This is a genomic window from Bifidobacterium pullorum subsp. saeculare (assembly GCF_016899725.1).
GTDB classification, from domain to species: domain Bacteria; phylum Actinomycetota; class Actinomycetes; order Actinomycetales; family Bifidobacteriaceae; genus Bifidobacterium; species Bifidobacterium pullorum_C.
In genome coordinates this window covers 282,873-299,451 of record NZ_JACLYU010000001.1, presented here as the reverse complement: position 1 = coordinate 299,451, position 16,579 = coordinate 282,873, and the positions used below count along the sequence as shown (strand labels likewise).

The following is a 16,579-nucleotide window of genomic DNA, read 5'->3' as shown; positions in this document are numbered from 1 at the left end:
TCACGGTCACTGCCGTGGCCGTGAACCGACATACCGATGGAATTTGATGATCTGATGCAGATAGGTCAGCAACGACCAGAAGTTGTGCGCCAGAGTGTCCTTCCTGTAGAACAGCGGGCATCCGTCGCGATGGTCGTGAAGGCGCTGCCGCACCTGCTGCCATGACGAGGGGTCGGCATACCGGCGAATGACCATGGTGGGAATCACGCGGTATGCGAATCGGTGGTTCGCCAGGGTTGGTTCGGCATCATGACCCAAGACATAATGCTCCACGATCGGTTTGACGAAATTCTCCCCCGCCAACGTCACATAATACGTGTTACGACCGGGCCGCGTGTTGATCTCGAAGAACTTGTACGTCCCGTCCCGTTCATCGAATTTGGCATCGAAATTCGCGTATCCTTCGTAACCGACCTCGTTCAGGAATCGCGCGGCCTGATCCAGCACCTCCTGGTCATAGTCATCGATGATGCACACGGGATTGCCGATGGCGGTCGGATCATGGTCCTGCAGCACCACCTTGCCCATGCAGGAGACCGACACATTGCCCTCCGCGTCGCAGAAGCAGGTGATGGACCGCAGCCGAGCGTCATCACCGGGAATGTATTCCTGGATCAATAATGCTTTGTCATAGGAGGATCGCTTCAGTGTCTCGACCAGCCAGGTCAGCTTTTCAGGAGTCTCGATGGTGAATACTTTCTCCTGCCCTTCGAATTGCACGTAATGGTACAGTGCGGAATTCGAGGGCTTGGCGATCAGCGGATAGGTGAACGACCGGGCATCGACGGTGGCGTCGGGATCGGAGCAGTCAACCTCCCAGGTGCGAGGATACGGGATGTTCAGCCGTTCGCAGATATGATAGAACTCGTCTTTCTGCGTGATGCGGTCAAGCAGCGGAAAATCGATATAGGGCACGGTGAACCATGGGGACAACTGCGCCTTGTTCTGTGAGATCAGCCGGACATACCAATCGCCGACTCCCAACAGCAGAGGAATTTTGCGCTCCTGGGCAAGCTGCCTGCCCAACGTGACCAGATAGGGCAGCAGCACGGATTCCCTGTCGATCCCCGGGACGACGCGATACTCGCAGAACCGGCTCGTGGACATATATTTCTAGTTCTGGCTGGCCAACACGATGGATTGCACGCCATACGCCTCATGGAAACAACGGACGTACGAGTATGCCAGGATGTCCGCGCCTACGATCACAGGCTGAAGGCTGCGCAACGTATCCTTCGCCGTTCCCCTCATCATCCGCTGACCGCTTCCTCGATCCATGCCCCGAACTGGTTGGTCGGACTGCCTTTCGGCGTGCCAATCATACGGAGCGGTTTCCCCGTGCTTCTCTCGTCGGTCAGACGGCAGCCGGCCGCCCGATCGACGTACGCCTCAGCCTACCAATCCCATCGGGTAATCGCCCGAATGCGAACCATTTCCCGAGTCGCTGCCCCAGTTGTCGGCGTAAACGCGGTAGGCTTGTTTCCGTGCAACGAATGACAACGAGTGTCATCCGTAGGCACAGGGGAAGAAGGTTGTCATGCCATCAACATGTGCTCATTGTGGAGCGGCGCTGCCCGACGGCGCCAGATTCTGTATCTCATGCGGCGCACCGGTAGCCAATGCTGCGCCGGCTAGCGACGCCACGGCTGCCGGACCGGTCTCCGCGCCCGCGCAGACGCCACAGCCCGGCCAGCCCATGTACGTCGTGCCGGGCCCGCAGCCTGCGCAGCCCCTGTACCCGGTGCAGCCCGGGCAGGTGCCGCCCCAGACGTATCCTCAGGCCGCCGCGGTGCCGGCTGCCGTCGCAGCCAAAACACCGATGTCGCCGAAGAAGCGCACCACGATCATTGTGGTCGCTGTCGTCGCCGTCATCGCCATCATCGTGGCGGTGGCGTTCGGCGTCAAAGCCTCGGCGGACACACGCGCCAAGAACATCGATGGCACGTATTCGTTCACGCCGGGGGATTACTCGGATGACACGATCAATCTGAGCGTCACCGACGGGCACTTTTCGATCACCACCCCGGAATACCCGGGCAGCAATGTGTCAGGCTCCGTCGATAAGGGCACGATCTCCGGAGATTCCGTCACCTATGAGCTCACTGACATCACCATGACGGCCGACGGCGAAACCAAGACGCTCCCCGATCTACTGTCGTTGGTCGGCGTGTCCGACGACGGCATCATGAAGGACGAGGCCAAGGGCGCCGCCGTGCAGCTGACGATTCCCAAGGGTGCCACGCGCGGCAACGTGATCGGCACCTGGGAGCTCTCGATCGGTCTCATGGGCATCAAAGCCGGCGCGCTCACACTGACAGTGGGCCAGGGCAACACCTTCACCTACTCGCAGCAGGCGGCGGGCACGACCTGGTATGACCAGCAGGGTCACTGGAGCGATTTCGGCAACGGACATTACACGCTCTACGACACCGACGGCGATTCCATCGTCAGCGTCACCATGCAGCACTGAGCCGGCTCAGCTGTGCCGCAGCCGCTGCGAGACCACGGTGGTCACGCCGTCGGTGCGCATGGTGACACCATAGAGCGCGTCGGCGATGGCCATCGTACGCTGCTGGTGGGTGATGACGATGAGCTGGGCGTGCTCGCGCAATTGCCGGAGGGCGTCCAGCAGACGCGTGAGGTTGACGTCGTCGAGCGCCGCCTCCACCTCGTCCATCACATAGAACGGGCTGGGCCGCGCGGTGAAGATCGCGAACAGCAGCGCCAATGCGGTCAGGCTGCGTTCCCCGCCGGACAGCAGGCTCAGCTGTTTGACCCGCTTGCCGGCCGGGCTGGCCTCGACGATCACGCCGGTGGCGCGCAGGTCCTCCGGATCCTCCAGGCGCAGCCGGCCCTTCCCGCCGGGGAACAGCGTGGCGAACACCCGTTCGAAGGCGGCCGCCGTGTCTTCGAAAGCGGAGCGGAACACCTCGGTCATTGTGCCGTCGAGGTCCTTGACCAGGCGCATGAGGTCGTCGCGGGACCGCGCCACGTCGTCGCGTTGGGCGGCGAGGTACTGGTTGCGTTCGCGCAGGGCGTCGTATTCCTCGGTGGCCAGCGGGTTCACCTTGCCCAACGCCTTGAGGTCGCGCCGCGCCTTCTCCAGGCGCCGCTCCTGCTCCGCGCGTACATAGGGCGCCGTCCGGTACACCACGGGGCCGTCCGGCACGACCTCGCCGTCCGTGGCGCCGTCGTCCACGGGGATGGGGTTGCCGTCGTCGTCGAGGAGGGGGACGGGCACTTCGGGCCCGTAGTCGCGCACCAGCGTCTCGAGGTCCATGCCGAGTTCGTCGGTGGCCCGCTGCGCCAGCTGACCGTGCTCGGTGGCCAGGCGTTCGCGGGTCACGTCGAGCGCGTGCTCGCGACCCGTCAGCTCCGTGACGGTGGGTTCGATGGCGTCGCGGCGGGCGCGCAGCTCCTTGAGCTCGGCGTCGTGGCCTGAGGCCTCCGCCTGGAGCGCTTCACGCCGGCTGACGACGCCGGCGATGGCGTCGGCGGCCATCGCCGCGACCGCCGTGGCGTCCCGTGCGATGCCCTCGAGCCGGCCAGCCTGGGCTTTGAGCCGCCGGTTCCGCCGGTCGATGCGCTCGCGGCGTTCGGCCGCCTCGCGCGCGTTGGCGTGCAGCAGCCCGGCTTGGCGGGCCAGGGATTCGGCGGTGCGCGTGGCCTCGCCCCAGGCGAGTTTCGCGGTCACTTCCCGTTCGCGCAGCGCGTCCAGGGCCTGTTCCAGAGTGCGTTCACGTTCGGCGAGTGCCTCGGAATCGGCGCGGCCGTCGCCCGCCTGCTGCGCGGCGGCGAGCGCCTGGGCGAGGTCGTCGAGTCTGGTGGCGTGGTCGGCGCGGCCGTCGGCCACGTCGCGGGTCTTGGCGTCGAGGTCGGCGATCTGGCGGTCGAGGCCGGCGAGGCGGCCGGCGGCCGTCTTGAGCGCCCGGGCGGATTGCTCGGCCCTGAGGCGGGCCTCGGTGCGCCGCGTGGTCTCGGCGTCCACGGCGCGGGCGGCCTCGTCGCGGGCGGCGCGGGCCGCGTCCACCTCGCGGTCCAGGTCCCCGGCCTCGGCGCGCAGCGCCTTGGCCTGGGCGAGGGCCTGGTCGCGGCGGGCGGCGAGCGCGAGGCCGCTGTGCGCCAGCCCCGAGCCGCCGGCGGCGGCGACGCCCGCGGCGAACACTTCGCCGCCTCGGGTCACGGCGAGGGCGCACTCCCCCGCCGCCGTCATCCGTTGGGCGTCGCGGGCCGTGGGCGCGGCCATCGCGCCGCGCAGCAACGCGCGCACGGCGGCGGCGACCGCGCATGCCCGCGCTCCGTCCGCAGCCTCGGGGTTCGGATGGACGAGCGCGCCCAGCGGGCATGGCGCGGTGATGCCGGCGGTGTCGTCGGAGGCGTCCGTGCCGTCGACGGTGAGCGGACGGATGACGGCGGTCGCGCCGAGGCGGCGTTCGTCGGCGAGGTCCAGCGCGCGCAGCAGGCCGTCCTCGCCGGGGACGACGGTCGCGCCGGCGAACTGGCCGAGGGCTCGGGCGACGGCGTCCTCCCAGCCGTCGGCCACGCGGATGAAGTCGGTGAGGGGGCCGAGCGCGCCCACGGACGCGTCATCGGCGAGGGAACCGGAGGCGTCGCGGCTGTCCAACGTGTCGCGCAGGGCGTCGGCTTTGGCGTCGAGGGAGACGATGCGCGATTGGAGTTCGCGTTGGCGCTCGAGCATCGCGTCCAGCGCCTCGCGGCGTTCGGCGAGGCTGGCGCGGGCCGCGTCGAGCGCGGCGCCGTCGTCACCGTCGCCGGCGCTCGCCTCGGCCTCGAGCCGGTCGCGGTCGGCCTGGGCCTCGTCGCGTTGGGTGGCGAGCTGGGCGCGCTGGGCGGCGAAGTCCTTGGACCGGGTGTCGGCGGATTGGACGGCGGCCTCCTCGCGGGCGATCCGCTCCTTGAGGCCGGCGATGCGCCCGTCGCGTTCCTTGGCGTCACGGCGCAGCTCGGTGAGGGTCTGGCGCACGGCGGCGAGGCGGCGCTCGTGGTCGGCGCGGGCCTCGGTGGCCTGGTCGAGTGTGAGGCGGGCGTCGTCCACGGCCGCGGCCTGGGCCTTGGCCTGGCTGTCGAGTTCGGTGGCACGGCGTTCGAGCAGGTCCGGGTCCTCCCCCGGCTCGGCGGCGATGCGACCCGCCACGGCGCGGGCGCGTTCGGCGGCGAGGGAGGCGAGCGCGTCGAGCCGTTCCTTGGTCTGGGACAGGGAGCGCCAGGTCTGGTTGACGCGGTCGATGGCGGGGCTCGAGGCGCCGGCGGCGGCCTCGACCTGTTCGATGCGCACCTTGACGTGGGCGAGGTCGCGGCGGGAGGCGGCGAGATCGGCGCGCACCCGGGTCAGTTCGGCGCGCACGTCGGCGCGGGCGGCCGCGGCGCGGGCGGCGTCGTCGGCCAGGAGGCGGGCCTGGGCGTCGCGCAGGGACACCTGGATGGCGTCGGCGCGGCGCGAGACGCGCGCCTGGCGGTCCAGCGGCCCCATCTGGCGGCGGATCTCACCCAACAGATCGTCCAATCGGCTCAGGTTGGTCTCGGTGTTGGCGAGTTTGCGCAGCGCGCGTTCCTTGCGTTTGCGGTGCTTGAGGATGCCGGCGGCTTCCTCGATGAAGGCTCGGTTGCCGGCAGGGTCGGCCCTGAGGATCGCGTCGAGCCGGCCCTGGCCGACGATGACGTGCATCTGCTGGCCCAGGCCGGTGTCGCTCAGCAGCTCCTGGACGTCGAGGAGGCGGCAGGGCGTGCCGTTGATCGCGTATTCGGAGCCGCCGTTGCGGAAGATCGTGCGGCTGATCGTCACCTCGGCGTAGTCGATGCCGAGCGCGTGGTCGGCGTTGTCGATGGTCAAGCTCACCTGGGCGCGGCCGAGCGGCGGCCGGGAGGCGGTGCCGGCGAAGATGACGTCCTCCATGGAGCTGCCTCTGAGGTTCCTCGCGCCCTGCTCGCCCATCACCCACGTCAGCGCGTCGACGATGTTCGATTTGCCCGAGCCGTTCGGTCCGACGACGGCGGTGATGCCGGGCTCGAAGCGCAGCGTCGTCGCGGAGGCGAACGATTTGAACCCCTTGAGGGTCAGTTCCTTGAGGTACATCGCGGCTCCGTGCGGCCCCTCAGGCGGCGTCCGCGCCGGAGGCCGGCGGCTCGGACGGGTCGGTCCGGTCGGATGGCGCCGCCGTGGCGGCGGCTTCCTCCACGGCCTTCACCGCGTCCAGGGGCAGGCCGGAGGCGAGCTCGTCGCCGTCGAAGTCGGCGGGGTCCCAGTCATCGGCATCCTGGTCATCGCCGCGCGGCTCGGGTTCCACCACGGGCTGGTGGATGCCCATCGCGCGCTCCATGACGGGGCTGGCGTGCTCCTTGAGCATGGTGCGGGCGTCGCCGGCGGTCACGAAGCTGCCGCAGATGAGCACGCCGTGGCCGTAGCCGACGCCGAGCTCGTCGTCGACGTCCACCATGTTCACAGCGGTCTGGATCGCGTCGGGCAGCTCCGGCTCGCACACCACGCGGTCACGGCCGAACACTCCGACGGCGATCTGCTCGAGCTTGTCGGCGGGCATCACGCGGTCGCGCCACGAGTTCTCGGTGACGACCACCTGGCTCAGGATCGGCTCGAGCACGCCGAGGTAGGCCTCGACCTGCTTGTCCTCCATCATCGCGACGACGCCCACGAGCTGGGTGAAGCCGTAGTTCTCCTCGATGGCGGCGCGCAGCGACTCGGCGGCGTTCACGTTGTGCCCGCCGTCGATGATGATCGTGGGCGAGGTGCGGATCTGCTCGATGCGCCCCGGGATCTTGACGCCGGAAAGCGCCTCGGCCACGAGGTCGCCGTCCAGCGCGTCGGAGACGGGGATCACGGTCTCGCAGGCGGCGAGCGCGGCGAGCGCGTTATGCGCCTGGTGTTCGCCGAACTTGGCGATCGGCACCTCCTCGTAGGTGCCCAGCGGCGTGGCGAGCGTGGCGACCTGCCCGCCGACGGCCGGCGCGCGGGAGACGACCTCCATCTCCTCGCCGTCGCGGACGAGGCGGGCCTGGTTCGCGCGGGCGGCCTCCTCGAGGATGGGCATGACCTCCTCGGCGTGGGGCTGGGGGCCGATGACGGCGGTGCAGCCGGGCTTGATGATGCCGGCCTTCTCCTGGGCGATCTGCTCGACGGTGTTCCCGAGCCAGGCCATGTGGTCCATGTCCACCGGGCCGATGACGGCCGCGTCCGCGTCGAGCACATTGGTGGCGTCCCAGCGCCCGCCCATGCCGACCTCCACGATCGCCACGTCGACCGGGGCATCGGCGAACTTCCAGATGGCCATGGCCGTCAGGACCTCGAAGAAGCTCATGCGCGGGGCGCCCTGCCGGTCCATCGCCGCGTCGACGAGCGCCACGTAGTCCTTGACCTGGTCCCATGCGTCGACGAAGTCGTCGTCGGACAGCTCCTGGCCGTCGATAGCGATGCGCTCGTTGATGCGCTCCAGATGCGGCGAGGTGTACAGGCCGGTGCGCATGCCGTAGGCGCGGCAGATCGCCTCGGCCATGCGCGCGGTGGAGCCCTTGCCGTTGGTGCCGGTGACGTGGATGACACGGAAGGACTGCTCGGGGTGGCCGAGGATGTCGAGCATCATCGTCATACGCTTCAAATCCAGGTTCGTGGTGTTGCGCTCGGAGGGGCGGGACATGATGTCCCGTTCCACGTCGCGGATGGTCTCGCCGTTCCTGTTCGGATGCTCGAATGACATGCCTCTTCCCATGCTCCTTCGTCTCGTGCGCCCGGGGGCGGGCGCCTCACGTCATTCTAGCGGTTCCAGCGGCCGTCGCCTACGCCTCGCCCTCGGCGGACAGGCGGTCCGGCGCAGCCTAGGACGGCAGGGCGAGCAGCTCATGGCACGGCTTCCTCCCGGCTGAGGCGCACGGGATAGGGGAATCCGCCCTCCTCGTTGAACGTCGTGATGAACATGCGCAAGGCGTCCGCCGAGGTGGTGCCGAGACGCCGCGCCGTACCATGGTGTCCATGCTGATTCGCCATGCTACGTTGGATGATCTGGATGCCGTCGCCGCGTTGGAGGCCGCCTGTTTCCCCGCAGCCGAGGCCGCGGGCCGCGAGTCCCTGCGCGGTCGGCTGGCCGCGTACCCCGACGGCTTCTGGCTGCTCGTCGACGGGACCACGGAGGGCGGCGGGACCGCGGACGGCGAACTCGTCGCCATGGTCAACGGCTTCGCCACCGACCTGTCCGACCTGACCGACGCCATGTACGACGATCCGGGCATGCATGACCCGAACGGCGCCTGGCGGATGATCTTCGGCGTCGACACCGCCCCCGCCCGCCAAGGCCATGGCCACGCCACCCGTCTGCTGCGGCAGGTCATCGCCGACGACCGCGCCGCCGGCCGCACCGGCCTGGTGTTCACCTGCAAGGACCGTCTCGTCGGCTTCTACGCCCGCCTCGGCTTCCTTGACGAGGGCATGTCCTCCTCCACCCACGGCAACGTCGCCTGGCACCAGATGCGCCTGACGTTCTGACGACAGCACCTGCGCTGCAATAAAGCTGCAAGTCATCTGTACTGTTCAATTCATCTCTATACCGCAATGAACATGCATCCGTTTCCCACAGTGATGATGGGTGGAATCATCCCAACTGCACACCGGCAAAATGTTTAAGAGGTGCATGACATGAGCGGACAACAGCGGCTGACCACGGGAATTGTGGACAATGACGTGCTGGTACTGGACGCGATCCGCCATGGTTTTGAGCGATATCGTGCTCCGGTGGATGTTCTCTGGGCTGTGACTTCAGCCAATCTCGCACTGCAGGAATGTCTTGCTGCTAACACGCGGTCACAGGTACTGCTTACCGATATGGAAATGCCGGAAATGAATGGTGCAACTCTGGCAGAACAGCTTTGTGCAGCACATATACCGATCGCCATCACAGGCATTACTGCATTTGATCAGTCATTGTGTGACGGGAATCCCCCACGGGGATTTTCTGCAATACTGCCTAAAGAAGCACCTGTTCCTACGCTAGTACGCGCCATGGGGCACGCAGCAGGCATTCCTCAAATTGCACAGTGGAACATCAACGTCCCAACAGTCAACCCCCTGTCTGCCATGGAACGTGAAGTGCTGCGCCTTTATGCCGAGGGAAAAACAACAGATAGCATTGCCAGACAGCTCAGTATCAGCGTCACAACCGCCAAAACGCATGCGCAACGGGCTTTCCGCAAGCTTCATGCGCATAACCGCACCGAGGCTATTGCCATAAGTATTGATAACGGATGGCTTCGATGAGATTCAGACCAGTTGTTCGCCATACTGTTCGCCACAAAAAATCACCGTCACATATCAATCAGCTTCGCAGACGCGCAGTCGATGGCATACCAGCCGCCATGTGCCTTATGATTTTCGCCTGCGAGCTAGTTGTGTCGTATCGCAATCTGACTGTAATTGATGGTATTTTTGCTGCCCTCTATGCGATGCTGCTGCTCTGTTCTGCAGTACAACCCCGGCCGTACTGTATCATGCTGGCCCTGCTGTGCGTCGCAGAATCCCTGGTCCCCTGCGAGATCAACGGACCAACGATGCTCTGGGGAGTCTGGCTTTCACTCGTCAGACTTGCATATTCAATCAATATGACACTCGCCATAACATTGGGCGGTCTGTGCACACTGACAACGCTGATTTCCCCACTGCTGGAGCAGTCAGCCCCCGGCACCGGAACAATATCACTGGCGGCGACCTACATGGTTGCTGTGGGCGGTGGTGCTGCAGCACGTTGGCGTCAACGTATCACCACACTCCAATCAGAAGCAGAAGTCACGCAGGAACGTATCAGGCAGCAACAAGAGCGTCTCCGCGTCGCTCACACATTGCATGATTCAACAGCCGGTTCATTATCCTATGCCATCCGTCTGTGCCAGACAGGCATGGATAAGTCCTCTTCTGATGCCCGGCAATATGTTCACGCGTGTCACAGGTCCTGGAAGATGCCCTGTACGAGCTGCGCGCTGAAGTGCTCAATCCATTGCGCGATACTTCGCAATATCTGTCTGCCGAAGCTTACGTACATGTTGAAACCCAACCAGCCGTTGCCACAGCGAATCAGATTCCTCAGCCGGATGCTGATTCCCTGCTTGCCATGAAATCATCAGATACATTCGAGCACATACTCGCAAGACAACGGCAACGTCTTGCTTCGCTAGGATTCACAGGTTCCATACACGTCGATTTCGACCGCAGCAGGAATATGCCTGTTCTGCAGGCTATAACATCGATAGTGCTGGAGATCACCAACAACATCATGAAACACGGGGAGCCAGGACGTTATGTACTCACTGTTGTCGGTCACGGCAACACTGCTCATATCCTTGCTGCAAACGCAATCCGGCGCGGAGAATCGTTCGACAATGAACTTATCCCCACGCCGGAGTCCTTGCGTTTCCTCGTCGATTCATGTAACGGCACCATATGTGTCAATACCGATGACGGGGAATGGACCATGTCCATCACTATTCCTGTTCCCTGATTACTTTCTGTCACATAATTAAAAGCGTATCCACGTGCACCTAATTGCACCCATTTTGTAGTCTTTGATGTATTCTTCCAACTCCGAGTCTGGCTTACTGTTACAGTATTTGATTTTGCAAGAAATGCTGCAACCTGAGCATGTGCCACGGCCCAGAAATCAGCTGAAGTTGAGCCACTGATAGCTCCAGGCATGAACGCGTAGTCATTTCCGTAGCAGACGCACCCTGAACCATAGTCAGAGAACACACCAAGGCAATAACAGAGACCAAGCCTTGAGCCTATTCCGCTTGTTCATTATTCCATTCCTTTTTGTTCTGTTCTTTCGTACATAGCTATAACAAGACGCGTGCCGTCAGAAGCGTGAATAGACAGTGATGTAGCATCAGGAAATCGCGACACCGGATATTCAATCGACTCCACACCACCCATGCATGCCTCGTGCAGAATGAGACGACGCCGCTCATCACCGCGTTTCAGAGACAATGAGAATGACGCCTGCGACGGCTGCTTGCACAGATAGGCAACGTAATACGTTGTGTCAGCTCCAACAGCTCCGACCGGTGAACGTAGCGGAATATCACTGTTGCCGTTCGTCGAGGCTTTCCCCAAAAGCCGCGCAGGAACCATGTCGTCATCGAAATCATAGGCCTGCTCATATGCGGTCAACGCCCGTATGGTGAAGTCCCGGGCTGCACGCTTCGCTGCTGCCTCCGATTCAGATTGATCACCGGCGGCAGGTACAGAGCGCTGCTCCGCAGAAGTGTCATGCATTCCTTCACAGGCAGACAGGCCAACCAGACATGCCGTTATCGTCATACCAACCAGTGCACGGCGAATGATGCAGCTACGCATATGCTCACCTCCATTGGAGAGATCTCTGCATGACAGGTGCGGATGGTACCCGTCATGTACCCTCCCCATGCTACGGCGTCACGCATCTCCCTGCCACAGCGTTCTGTCATCCGAATGGACAGTTTTGCCATGACTGAACTGCTCGCCATGACGCAGAAGAACTGAGAGAAAAAACTCATGCACGTACATACGGACCCGGGAATAATCGAAACTGGAAACGCTGCGAGGCGCGGTAGGATGGTGCGCGGAATATGGCATCCGAAGCGACAGGAGGCACCAAGGTGAGCGATGTGATCACCGACAAGGACAGGGAATACGAGGCGCGCGAGGCGGCTGCGGCTCCGGGAGACGACCAACCGAATGCGGACCGGGTGAACAACCGCACGCTGCGCCCCACCGGCGAGACCTTCCGCGAGTTCATGACCACCGGCTGGGACAACCAGGAGCCGGCCATCGAGCCGCTGGAATCCTCGAAGTACATCGGTGCCCGTCTCAAGGCCCTGGGCGCCCACTTCCCCGGCGAGCGCCTGGTGATCCCCGCCGGCCAGCCGAAGGTGCGCAACAACGACTGCGACTACGCCTTCCGCCCGGACACGACCTTCGCCTACTACACGGGCCTGGGCCAGGACTACGAGGCGGGCGCCGTGCTCGTGCTCAACCCGGTGGATCCGGACTCCCCGGAGGCCAAGGCCGGCCAGACCCACACGGCCGAGTTGTTCGTGGCCCCGCGCGCGGACAACTCCACCGCCGACTATTACACGAACGCCCACTACGGCGAATACTGGGTGGGTCCGCGCGCCGGCGTCAAGGAGCTGGCCGCGATGACCGGCCTGGAGACCCATGACATCGCCCAGCTGGCCGACGCGCTGTCCAAGGACGTGGGCGCGGAGGCGGGCGCGGTGCGCGTGCGCGTGGTGCGCGAGGCGGACCCGGCCATCACCGCGATGGTCGAGGGCGTGCGCGAGGCGAATGGCTTCGCCGATCCGGACAGCAACACGGCCGCCGACGACAAGCTGCACGAGGTCGCCGCCGAGGCGCGCATGACCAAGGACGCCTACGAGATCGGCGAGATGCGCAAGGCCATCGCGGCCACGAAGCGCGGGTTCGACCATATCCTCATGAAGCTGCCCGAGGCGCTCGACCAGCCGCGCTCGGAGCGCATGCTCGAGGGCGCGTTCAACGCCGTGTCCCGCGAGGACGGCAACGAGGTCGGCTACGACACGATCATCGCCTCCGGCCCGCACGCCCCGATCCTGCACTGGATGCGCAACACCGGCGTCGTCAAGTCCGGCGACATGCTGCTCATCGACGCGGGCGTAGAGACCGACTCCCTATACACGGCGGACATCACGCGCACCTTCCCGACCAACGGCCATTTCACCCCGCTGCAGAAGGAGATCTACTGCACCGTGCTGCGCGCCCAGGCCGCCGGCTTCGAGGCCGCGCAGGTGGGCGCCACCTACTCGGACATCCACCATGCGGTGATGCGCGTGCTGGCCGAGCAGCTGCACGCCTGGGGCATCCTGCCGGTGAGCGTGGAGGAGTCGCTCTCCCCCGAAGGCCAGCAGCACCGCCGCTGGCACGCCTGCGGCTGCGCCCATCATCTGGGCCTGGACGTGCACGACTGCGCGCAGGCCCGCTACGAGTCGTACCAGGGCGCCGAGATCCGCCCGGGCATGATCTTCACCATCGAGCCGGGCCTGTACTTCAAGGAGAACGACCTGCTGGTGCCGCCGGAGTTCCGCGGCATCGGCGTGCGCATCGAGGACGACGTGCTCATGACCGAGCAGGGCCCCGAATGGCTGTCCATCGACATTCCGAAGAAGCCCGAGGACGTCGAGCAGTGGATGGCCGCCATGGCCGCCAAGGCCCGGTGATCCGGCATCAGTCCGCACGATAGGGGTCTTGGGGAGGGCGTCTGGCCGGGCGTCCTTTCCAAGACCTTGGAAAGGAACGACCATGGCGACGCCACAGTTTGTGCTCGACCTGCGTGCCAAGATCGGGCATGACCTGCTTTGGATGATGGGGGTGACCGGCATGGTGCGCCGCGACGACGGCCGCATCCTGCTGGGCCGCCGCTCGGACACCGGCGAGTGGGCGATGGTGTACGGCATCAATGAGCCCGGCGAGCAGCCGGCGGACACGGTGGTGCGCGAGGTCAAGGAGGAGACCGGCGTGGACGTGGTGGTCACCGACCTGGTGGCCGTGACCTCCAGCCCCAAGGTGCTCACCTACGCCAACGGCGACCGCGCGCAGTACATGGACCATTCCTTCCTGTGCGCCCTGAAACCCGGCGGCAACGCCGAGCCCTTCGTCGGCGACGACGAAAGCCTCGCGGTCGGCTGGTTCGACCTCGACGACCTGCCTTCGCCGCTGGCGGCCAGCACGGTGGAACGGCTGGCCCTGTTCCGCCGCTACCTGGCCAACAAGGCCGCCGGAGACGCCCACGCGCTGTTCGTCGCCGACGGCGAGCAGCACTGACGCGGCCCACCGCACCGACCGTCGTTCTGGAGGCACCATGCCCATCCTCTCCCCCGCCTTGGCCGACTACGCCGCCCGGCGTCTCGCCGCGCGCGGCCCCGAACTCGCCGCCGCCGCGGTGGCGCTCCCCGAATCGCTGCAAGGCGACCGCCGCACGCTGATGGCGCTGCTCATGGGCACGCTGCCGCTGACCGACCTGACGGACCGTCCGGCGGACACGCTGCTCGATTACGTGGACCATGCGCTGACGCTGCGCGCCACGATGCCGTGGACCCGCGCGCTGCCGGAGGACGTGTTCGTGCACTACGTGTTCTGGCCGCGGGTGAACAACGAGCGTCTGGAGCCCTGCCGCGAGCGCATCTTCGACGATCTGGCCGACCGCGTGGAGGGCCTGGACGCCGCGCGCGCCGTGGTGGAGACGAACACCTGGTGCGCCGAGCATCTGACTTATTCGCCCTCCGACGAGCGCACGCTCGGCCCGTACGGCACGCTCAACCGCGGCGTCGGCCGCTGCGGCGAGGAGAGCACGCTGCTGGTGCACGCGCTGCGCGCGATCGGCATCCCTGCCCGCCAGGTGTACACGCCGCGCTGGGCGCATTGCGACGACAACCACGCCTGGGTGGAGGCACTGGTGGACGGCACATGGCGTTTCCTAGGCGCCTGCGAGCCCGAGGAGCGCCTGGACCGCGGTTGGTTCGACCGCGCCGCCTCCCGCGCGATGCTCGTGCATGCGCGCGTGTTCTGCGACTACACGACCGGCACGGTGGACGCCTCGGCGGACGCGGGCTGTCGCGGCGGCGTGCTGTTGGAGAACCTCACCGCCTCCTATGCGCCGACCACCCCGCTGGAGGTGACGGTGCGCCGCGCCGACGGCTCGCCGGCCGCTGGCGCGCTGGTGGCCTTCGAACTGCCCAACGGCGCCGAGCTCTTCCCCCTGGCCACGCTGGCCGCCGACGCCGACGGCCGCGCCCGCCTCGAACTGGGCCGCGGCACCGTGCTCGTGCACGCCTCCCTCGACGGCGACTTCGGCGAGACAATCGCCGACACCGCGGCCTGCGGCGCCGACGGGACCGCCACGGCGTCGGTGACGCTCGACGGACGGATCGCCGCCGATGCTACGTCCCCACAGGCCGCCGACACGTCCGCCACACTGCCGCAGGGGTGGCGGCCGATGACCTTCGCCGCACCGGCCGGCGGCCCCTCGCGCGCCGCCGACGCGACGCCCGAGGAACGCCAGGCCAGCGCCGCGCGCGCCGCCGGGGCCGAACGCCGCCGCGTGGCACGCCTCGCCCGCTTCGCCGACGAGGCGCTGCGCCGCGCCGAGGCGGACGGACTGACCGATCCCGACGTGCCCCGGCTGCTGCGCCAGGCCGGCGGCAACTGGCCGGTGGTCGAGGCGTTCCTCGCCGCCGCCGGCGACGAAGCCGACCGCATGCTGCGCATCCGCCTGCTGACCGCGCTGAGCGCCAAGGACCTGTGCGACGTGTCCGGCGCGGTGCTCGAGGACGCCCTCGGCGGCGCGATGGCCGTGCGGGGCTTCGCCGCGGATGCGCTTGCCAAGCTTCCCGAAGGCGAACGCCTGGGCATGGTCGTCGACCATGTGCTTGATCCGCGCGTGGCCCACGAGGAACTGGCCGGCGACCGCCGCGCCCTGCAGCGGATGATCGACGACACCGGCCGCGGCCTGGCGCGCCGCCAGCCGCGCGCGCTGTGCGCCCTGCTCGACTCGTATGCGACGGTGCCGTCGTGCGAGGAGGTGCCGCCCGTGGCCGCCTCCACCTTCCTGACGGCGCGCCGCGGCACGGCCGAGGAGGCGGCGCTCGCCTTCGTGGCCATCTGCCGCGCGCTCGGCGTGCCCGCCCGGCTCGACCCGGTGACCGGCCAGCCGCAGTGGTTCGACGGCACCGCCTTCGTCGACGCGCGCCGCGCCGGCTCCGCCTCCGACGCGCCCCGGGCCGGCCTCGTGCCGTTCGCCCTCGTCGCCCCCGACGCCGCCCGGCCGCCGCGCCACGGCGTCGACTTCACGCTCGGCCGCCTCGGCGCGACCGGGCACGGCACCGACTGGACCACCCTCGACCTCGGACGGACGCCCTGGCATGACGGCCGGATGGAACTGACGCTCGCCCCCGGCGACTACCGGCTGGTGACCACCGTGCGCCTGCCTGACGGCGGGCAGCTCGCCGCCGTCCGCCGCTTCGCGCTCGGCGCCGGCTCCCCTGTGACGCGGATGCCGCTCGCCTTCCGCGAACCGCGCGAGGACCAGCTGCTCGAACGGCTGCCGCTCGAGGATCTGCCGCTGACCGGAGCCGACGGCGCCGCCACTTCGCTGACGCCGCTCGCCGCCGACGGCCCCGCCGTGCTGTTCGTGCTCGACGCCCACGGCTCCGAACCGAGCATGCATGTGCTCGACGAGCTCATCCAGCTGGGTGCGGACGACCCGGCGGCGCTCACGGCGGTACGCCCGGTGCTCGCGCTCACCCCCGCCGACGCCCCCGTGGCCGAGGCGCTCGCCGGCATGCTCGCCCGGCTGCCCTTCGAGACGCGGCCGTGGCACTGCGACGCACGCACCGCCGAACGCCTCGCCCGGACCAGCTTCGTGGACCCGTCGAAGACGCCGCTCATCGTCGCGCTCGCCCCCGGGGACGACGAAGCCGGAGCATACGCACGGTACGCATGCTCCGGCTACAACGTCGGTTCGGTGGCACTCGCGGTCCGGCTCGCCGCGCGCTGACG

At 66.8% G+C, this 16,579-nt stretch carries 12 protein-coding genes and 1 pseudogene; 8 read left to right on the top strand and 5 right to left on the bottom strand.

Annotated elements, in window-relative coordinates; translation table 11 throughout:
• Positions 1-6: 6 nt before the first annotated feature.
• On the bottom strand, positions 7-1,107 hold the full coding sequence (locus H7U32_RS01220; RefSeq protein ID WP_204467298.1) for a carboxylate--amine ligase: 1,101 nt from the start codon (positions 1,105-1,107) through the stop codon (positions 7-9).
• A gap of 430 nt (positions 1,108-1,537) precedes the next feature.
• Between H7U32_RS01220 and H7U32_RS11755 the strand changes: the two are divergent.
• Positions 1,538-1,609 (top strand): annotated as a pseudogene (locus H7U32_RS11755) (zinc-ribbon domain-containing protein); the annotation flags it as partial.
• 210 nt (positions 1,610-1,819) lie between these two features.
• The gene (locus H7U32_RS01215; RefSeq protein WP_239457386.1) at positions 1,820-2,470 is read left to right on the top strand and encodes a hypothetical protein; all 651 of its coding nucleotides are present in this window, start codon (positions 1,820-1,822) and stop codon (positions 2,468-2,470) included.
• A 6-nt stretch (positions 2,471-2,476) separates the two neighbouring features.
• Here H7U32_RS01215 and smc read toward each other — a convergent pair whose 3' ends face one another.
• The 3 genes from smc to H7U32_RS01200 form a co-directional block, all read right to left on the bottom strand.
• A complete protein-coding gene (smc, locus tag H7U32_RS01210; RefSeq protein ID WP_204467295.1) occupies positions 2,477-6,094 on the bottom strand; it encodes a chromosome segregation protein SMC in 3,618 nt (1,205 codons plus the stop codon).
• A gap of 19 nt (positions 6,095-6,113) precedes the next feature.
• On the bottom strand, positions 6,114-7,727 hold the full coding sequence (locus H7U32_RS01205; protein ID WP_204467293.1) for a bifunctional folylpolyglutamate synthase/dihydrofolate synthase: 1,614 nt from the start codon (positions 7,725-7,727) through the stop codon (positions 6,114-6,116).
• Between the two features lie 140 nt (positions 7,728-7,867).
• The gene (locus H7U32_RS01200; RefSeq protein WP_204467291.1) at positions 7,868-8,014 is read right to left on the bottom strand and encodes a hypothetical protein; all 147 of its coding nucleotides are present in this window, start codon (positions 8,012-8,014) and stop codon (positions 7,868-7,870) included.
• Between H7U32_RS01200 and H7U32_RS01195 the strand changes: the two genes are divergently transcribed.
• The 3 genes from H7U32_RS01195 (at position 8,000) to H7U32_RS01185 (ending at position 10,511) form a co-directional block, all read left to right on the top strand.
• Positions 8,000-8,509, top strand: coding sequence for a GNAT family N-acetyltransferase (locus H7U32_RS01195; RefSeq protein WP_204467289.1), 510 nt, complete (start codon positions 8,000-8,002; stop codon positions 8,507-8,509). The two genes, H7U32_RS01200 and H7U32_RS01195, sit on opposite strands and share 15 nt — an antisense overlap.
• A gap of 150 nt (positions 8,510-8,659) precedes the next feature.
• The gene (locus tag H7U32_RS01190) at positions 8,660-9,277 is read left to right on the top strand and encodes a response regulator transcription factor (protein ID WP_204467287.1); all 618 of its coding nucleotides are present in this window, start codon (positions 8,660-8,662) and stop codon (positions 9,275-9,277) included.
• Between the two features lie 676 nt (positions 9,278-9,953).
• Positions 9,954-10,511 (top strand): hypothetical protein, encoded by a 558-nt coding sequence (locus H7U32_RS01185; RefSeq protein WP_204467285.1) that lies wholly within the window; start codon positions 9,954-9,956, stop codon positions 10,509-10,511.
• A gap of 296 nt (positions 10,512-10,807) precedes the next feature.
• Here the strand turns inward: H7U32_RS01185 and H7U32_RS01180 are convergent, their stop codons facing one another.
• Complete coding sequence (locus tag H7U32_RS01180; protein ID WP_204467284.1) at positions 10,808-11,365, bottom strand: hypothetical protein; 558 nt, start codon at positions 11,363-11,365, stop codon at positions 10,808-10,810.
• Between the two features lie 281 nt (positions 11,366-11,646).
• Here H7U32_RS01180 and H7U32_RS01175 point away from each other — a divergent pair, with 281 nt between their 5' ends.
• The 3 genes from H7U32_RS01175 (at position 11,647) to H7U32_RS01165 (ending at position 16,577) form a co-directional block, all read left to right on the top strand.
• Entirely contained in the window at positions 11,647-13,242 is a 1,596-nt protein-coding gene (locus tag H7U32_RS01175) for an aminopeptidase P family protein (protein WP_204467387.1), read from the top strand.
• Between the two features lie 82 nt (positions 13,243-13,324).
• On the top strand, positions 13,325-13,846 hold the full coding sequence (locus tag H7U32_RS01170; protein ID WP_204467282.1) for an NUDIX hydrolase: 522 nt from the start codon (positions 13,325-13,327) through the stop codon (positions 13,844-13,846).
• 37 nt (positions 13,847-13,883) lie between these two features.
• The gene (locus H7U32_RS01165; RefSeq protein WP_204467280.1) at positions 13,884-16,577 is read left to right on the top strand and encodes a transglutaminase-like domain-containing protein; all 2,694 of its coding nucleotides are present in this window, start codon (positions 13,884-13,886) and stop codon (positions 16,575-16,577) included.
• Positions 16,578-16,579 lie beyond the last annotated feature (2 nt).

Coding starts and splice junctions, on each gene's coding strand:
- H7U32_RS01190 (WP_204467287.1), top strand. CDS start 8,660: ATGAGCGGACAACAGCGGCTGACCACGGGAATTGTGGACAATGACGTG.
- H7U32_RS01180 (WP_204467284.1), bottom strand. CDS start 11,365: ATGCGTAGCTGCATCATTCGCCGTGCACTGGTTGGTATGACGATAACG.
- H7U32_RS01205 (WP_204467293.1), bottom strand. CDS start 7,727: ATGTCATTCGAGCATCCGAACAGGAACGGCGAGACCATCCGCGACGTG.
- H7U32_RS01200 (WP_204467291.1), bottom strand. CDS start 8,014: ATGGCGAATCAGCATGGACACCATGGTACGGCGCGGCGTCTCGGCACC.
- smc (WP_204467295.1), bottom strand. CDS start 6,094: ATGTACCTCAAGGAACTGACCCTCAAGGGGTTCAAATCGTTCGCCTCC.
- H7U32_RS01220 (WP_204467298.1), bottom strand. CDS start 1,107: ATGTCCACGAGCCGGTTCTGCGAGTATCGCGTCGTCCCGGGGATCGAC.
- H7U32_RS01195 (WP_204467289.1), top strand. CDS start 8,000: ATGCTGATTCGCCATGCTACGTTGGATGATCTGGATGCCGTCGCCGCG.
- H7U32_RS01170 (WP_204467282.1), top strand. CDS start 13,325: ATGGCGACGCCACAGTTTGTGCTCGACCTGCGTGCCAAGATCGGGCAT.
- H7U32_RS01165 (WP_204467280.1), top strand. CDS start 13,884: ATGCCCATCCTCTCCCCCGCCTTGGCCGACTACGCCGCCCGGCGTCTC.
- H7U32_RS01215 (WP_239457386.1), top strand. CDS start 1,820: ATGTCGCCGAAGAAGCGCACCACGATCATTGTGGTCGCTGTCGTCGCC.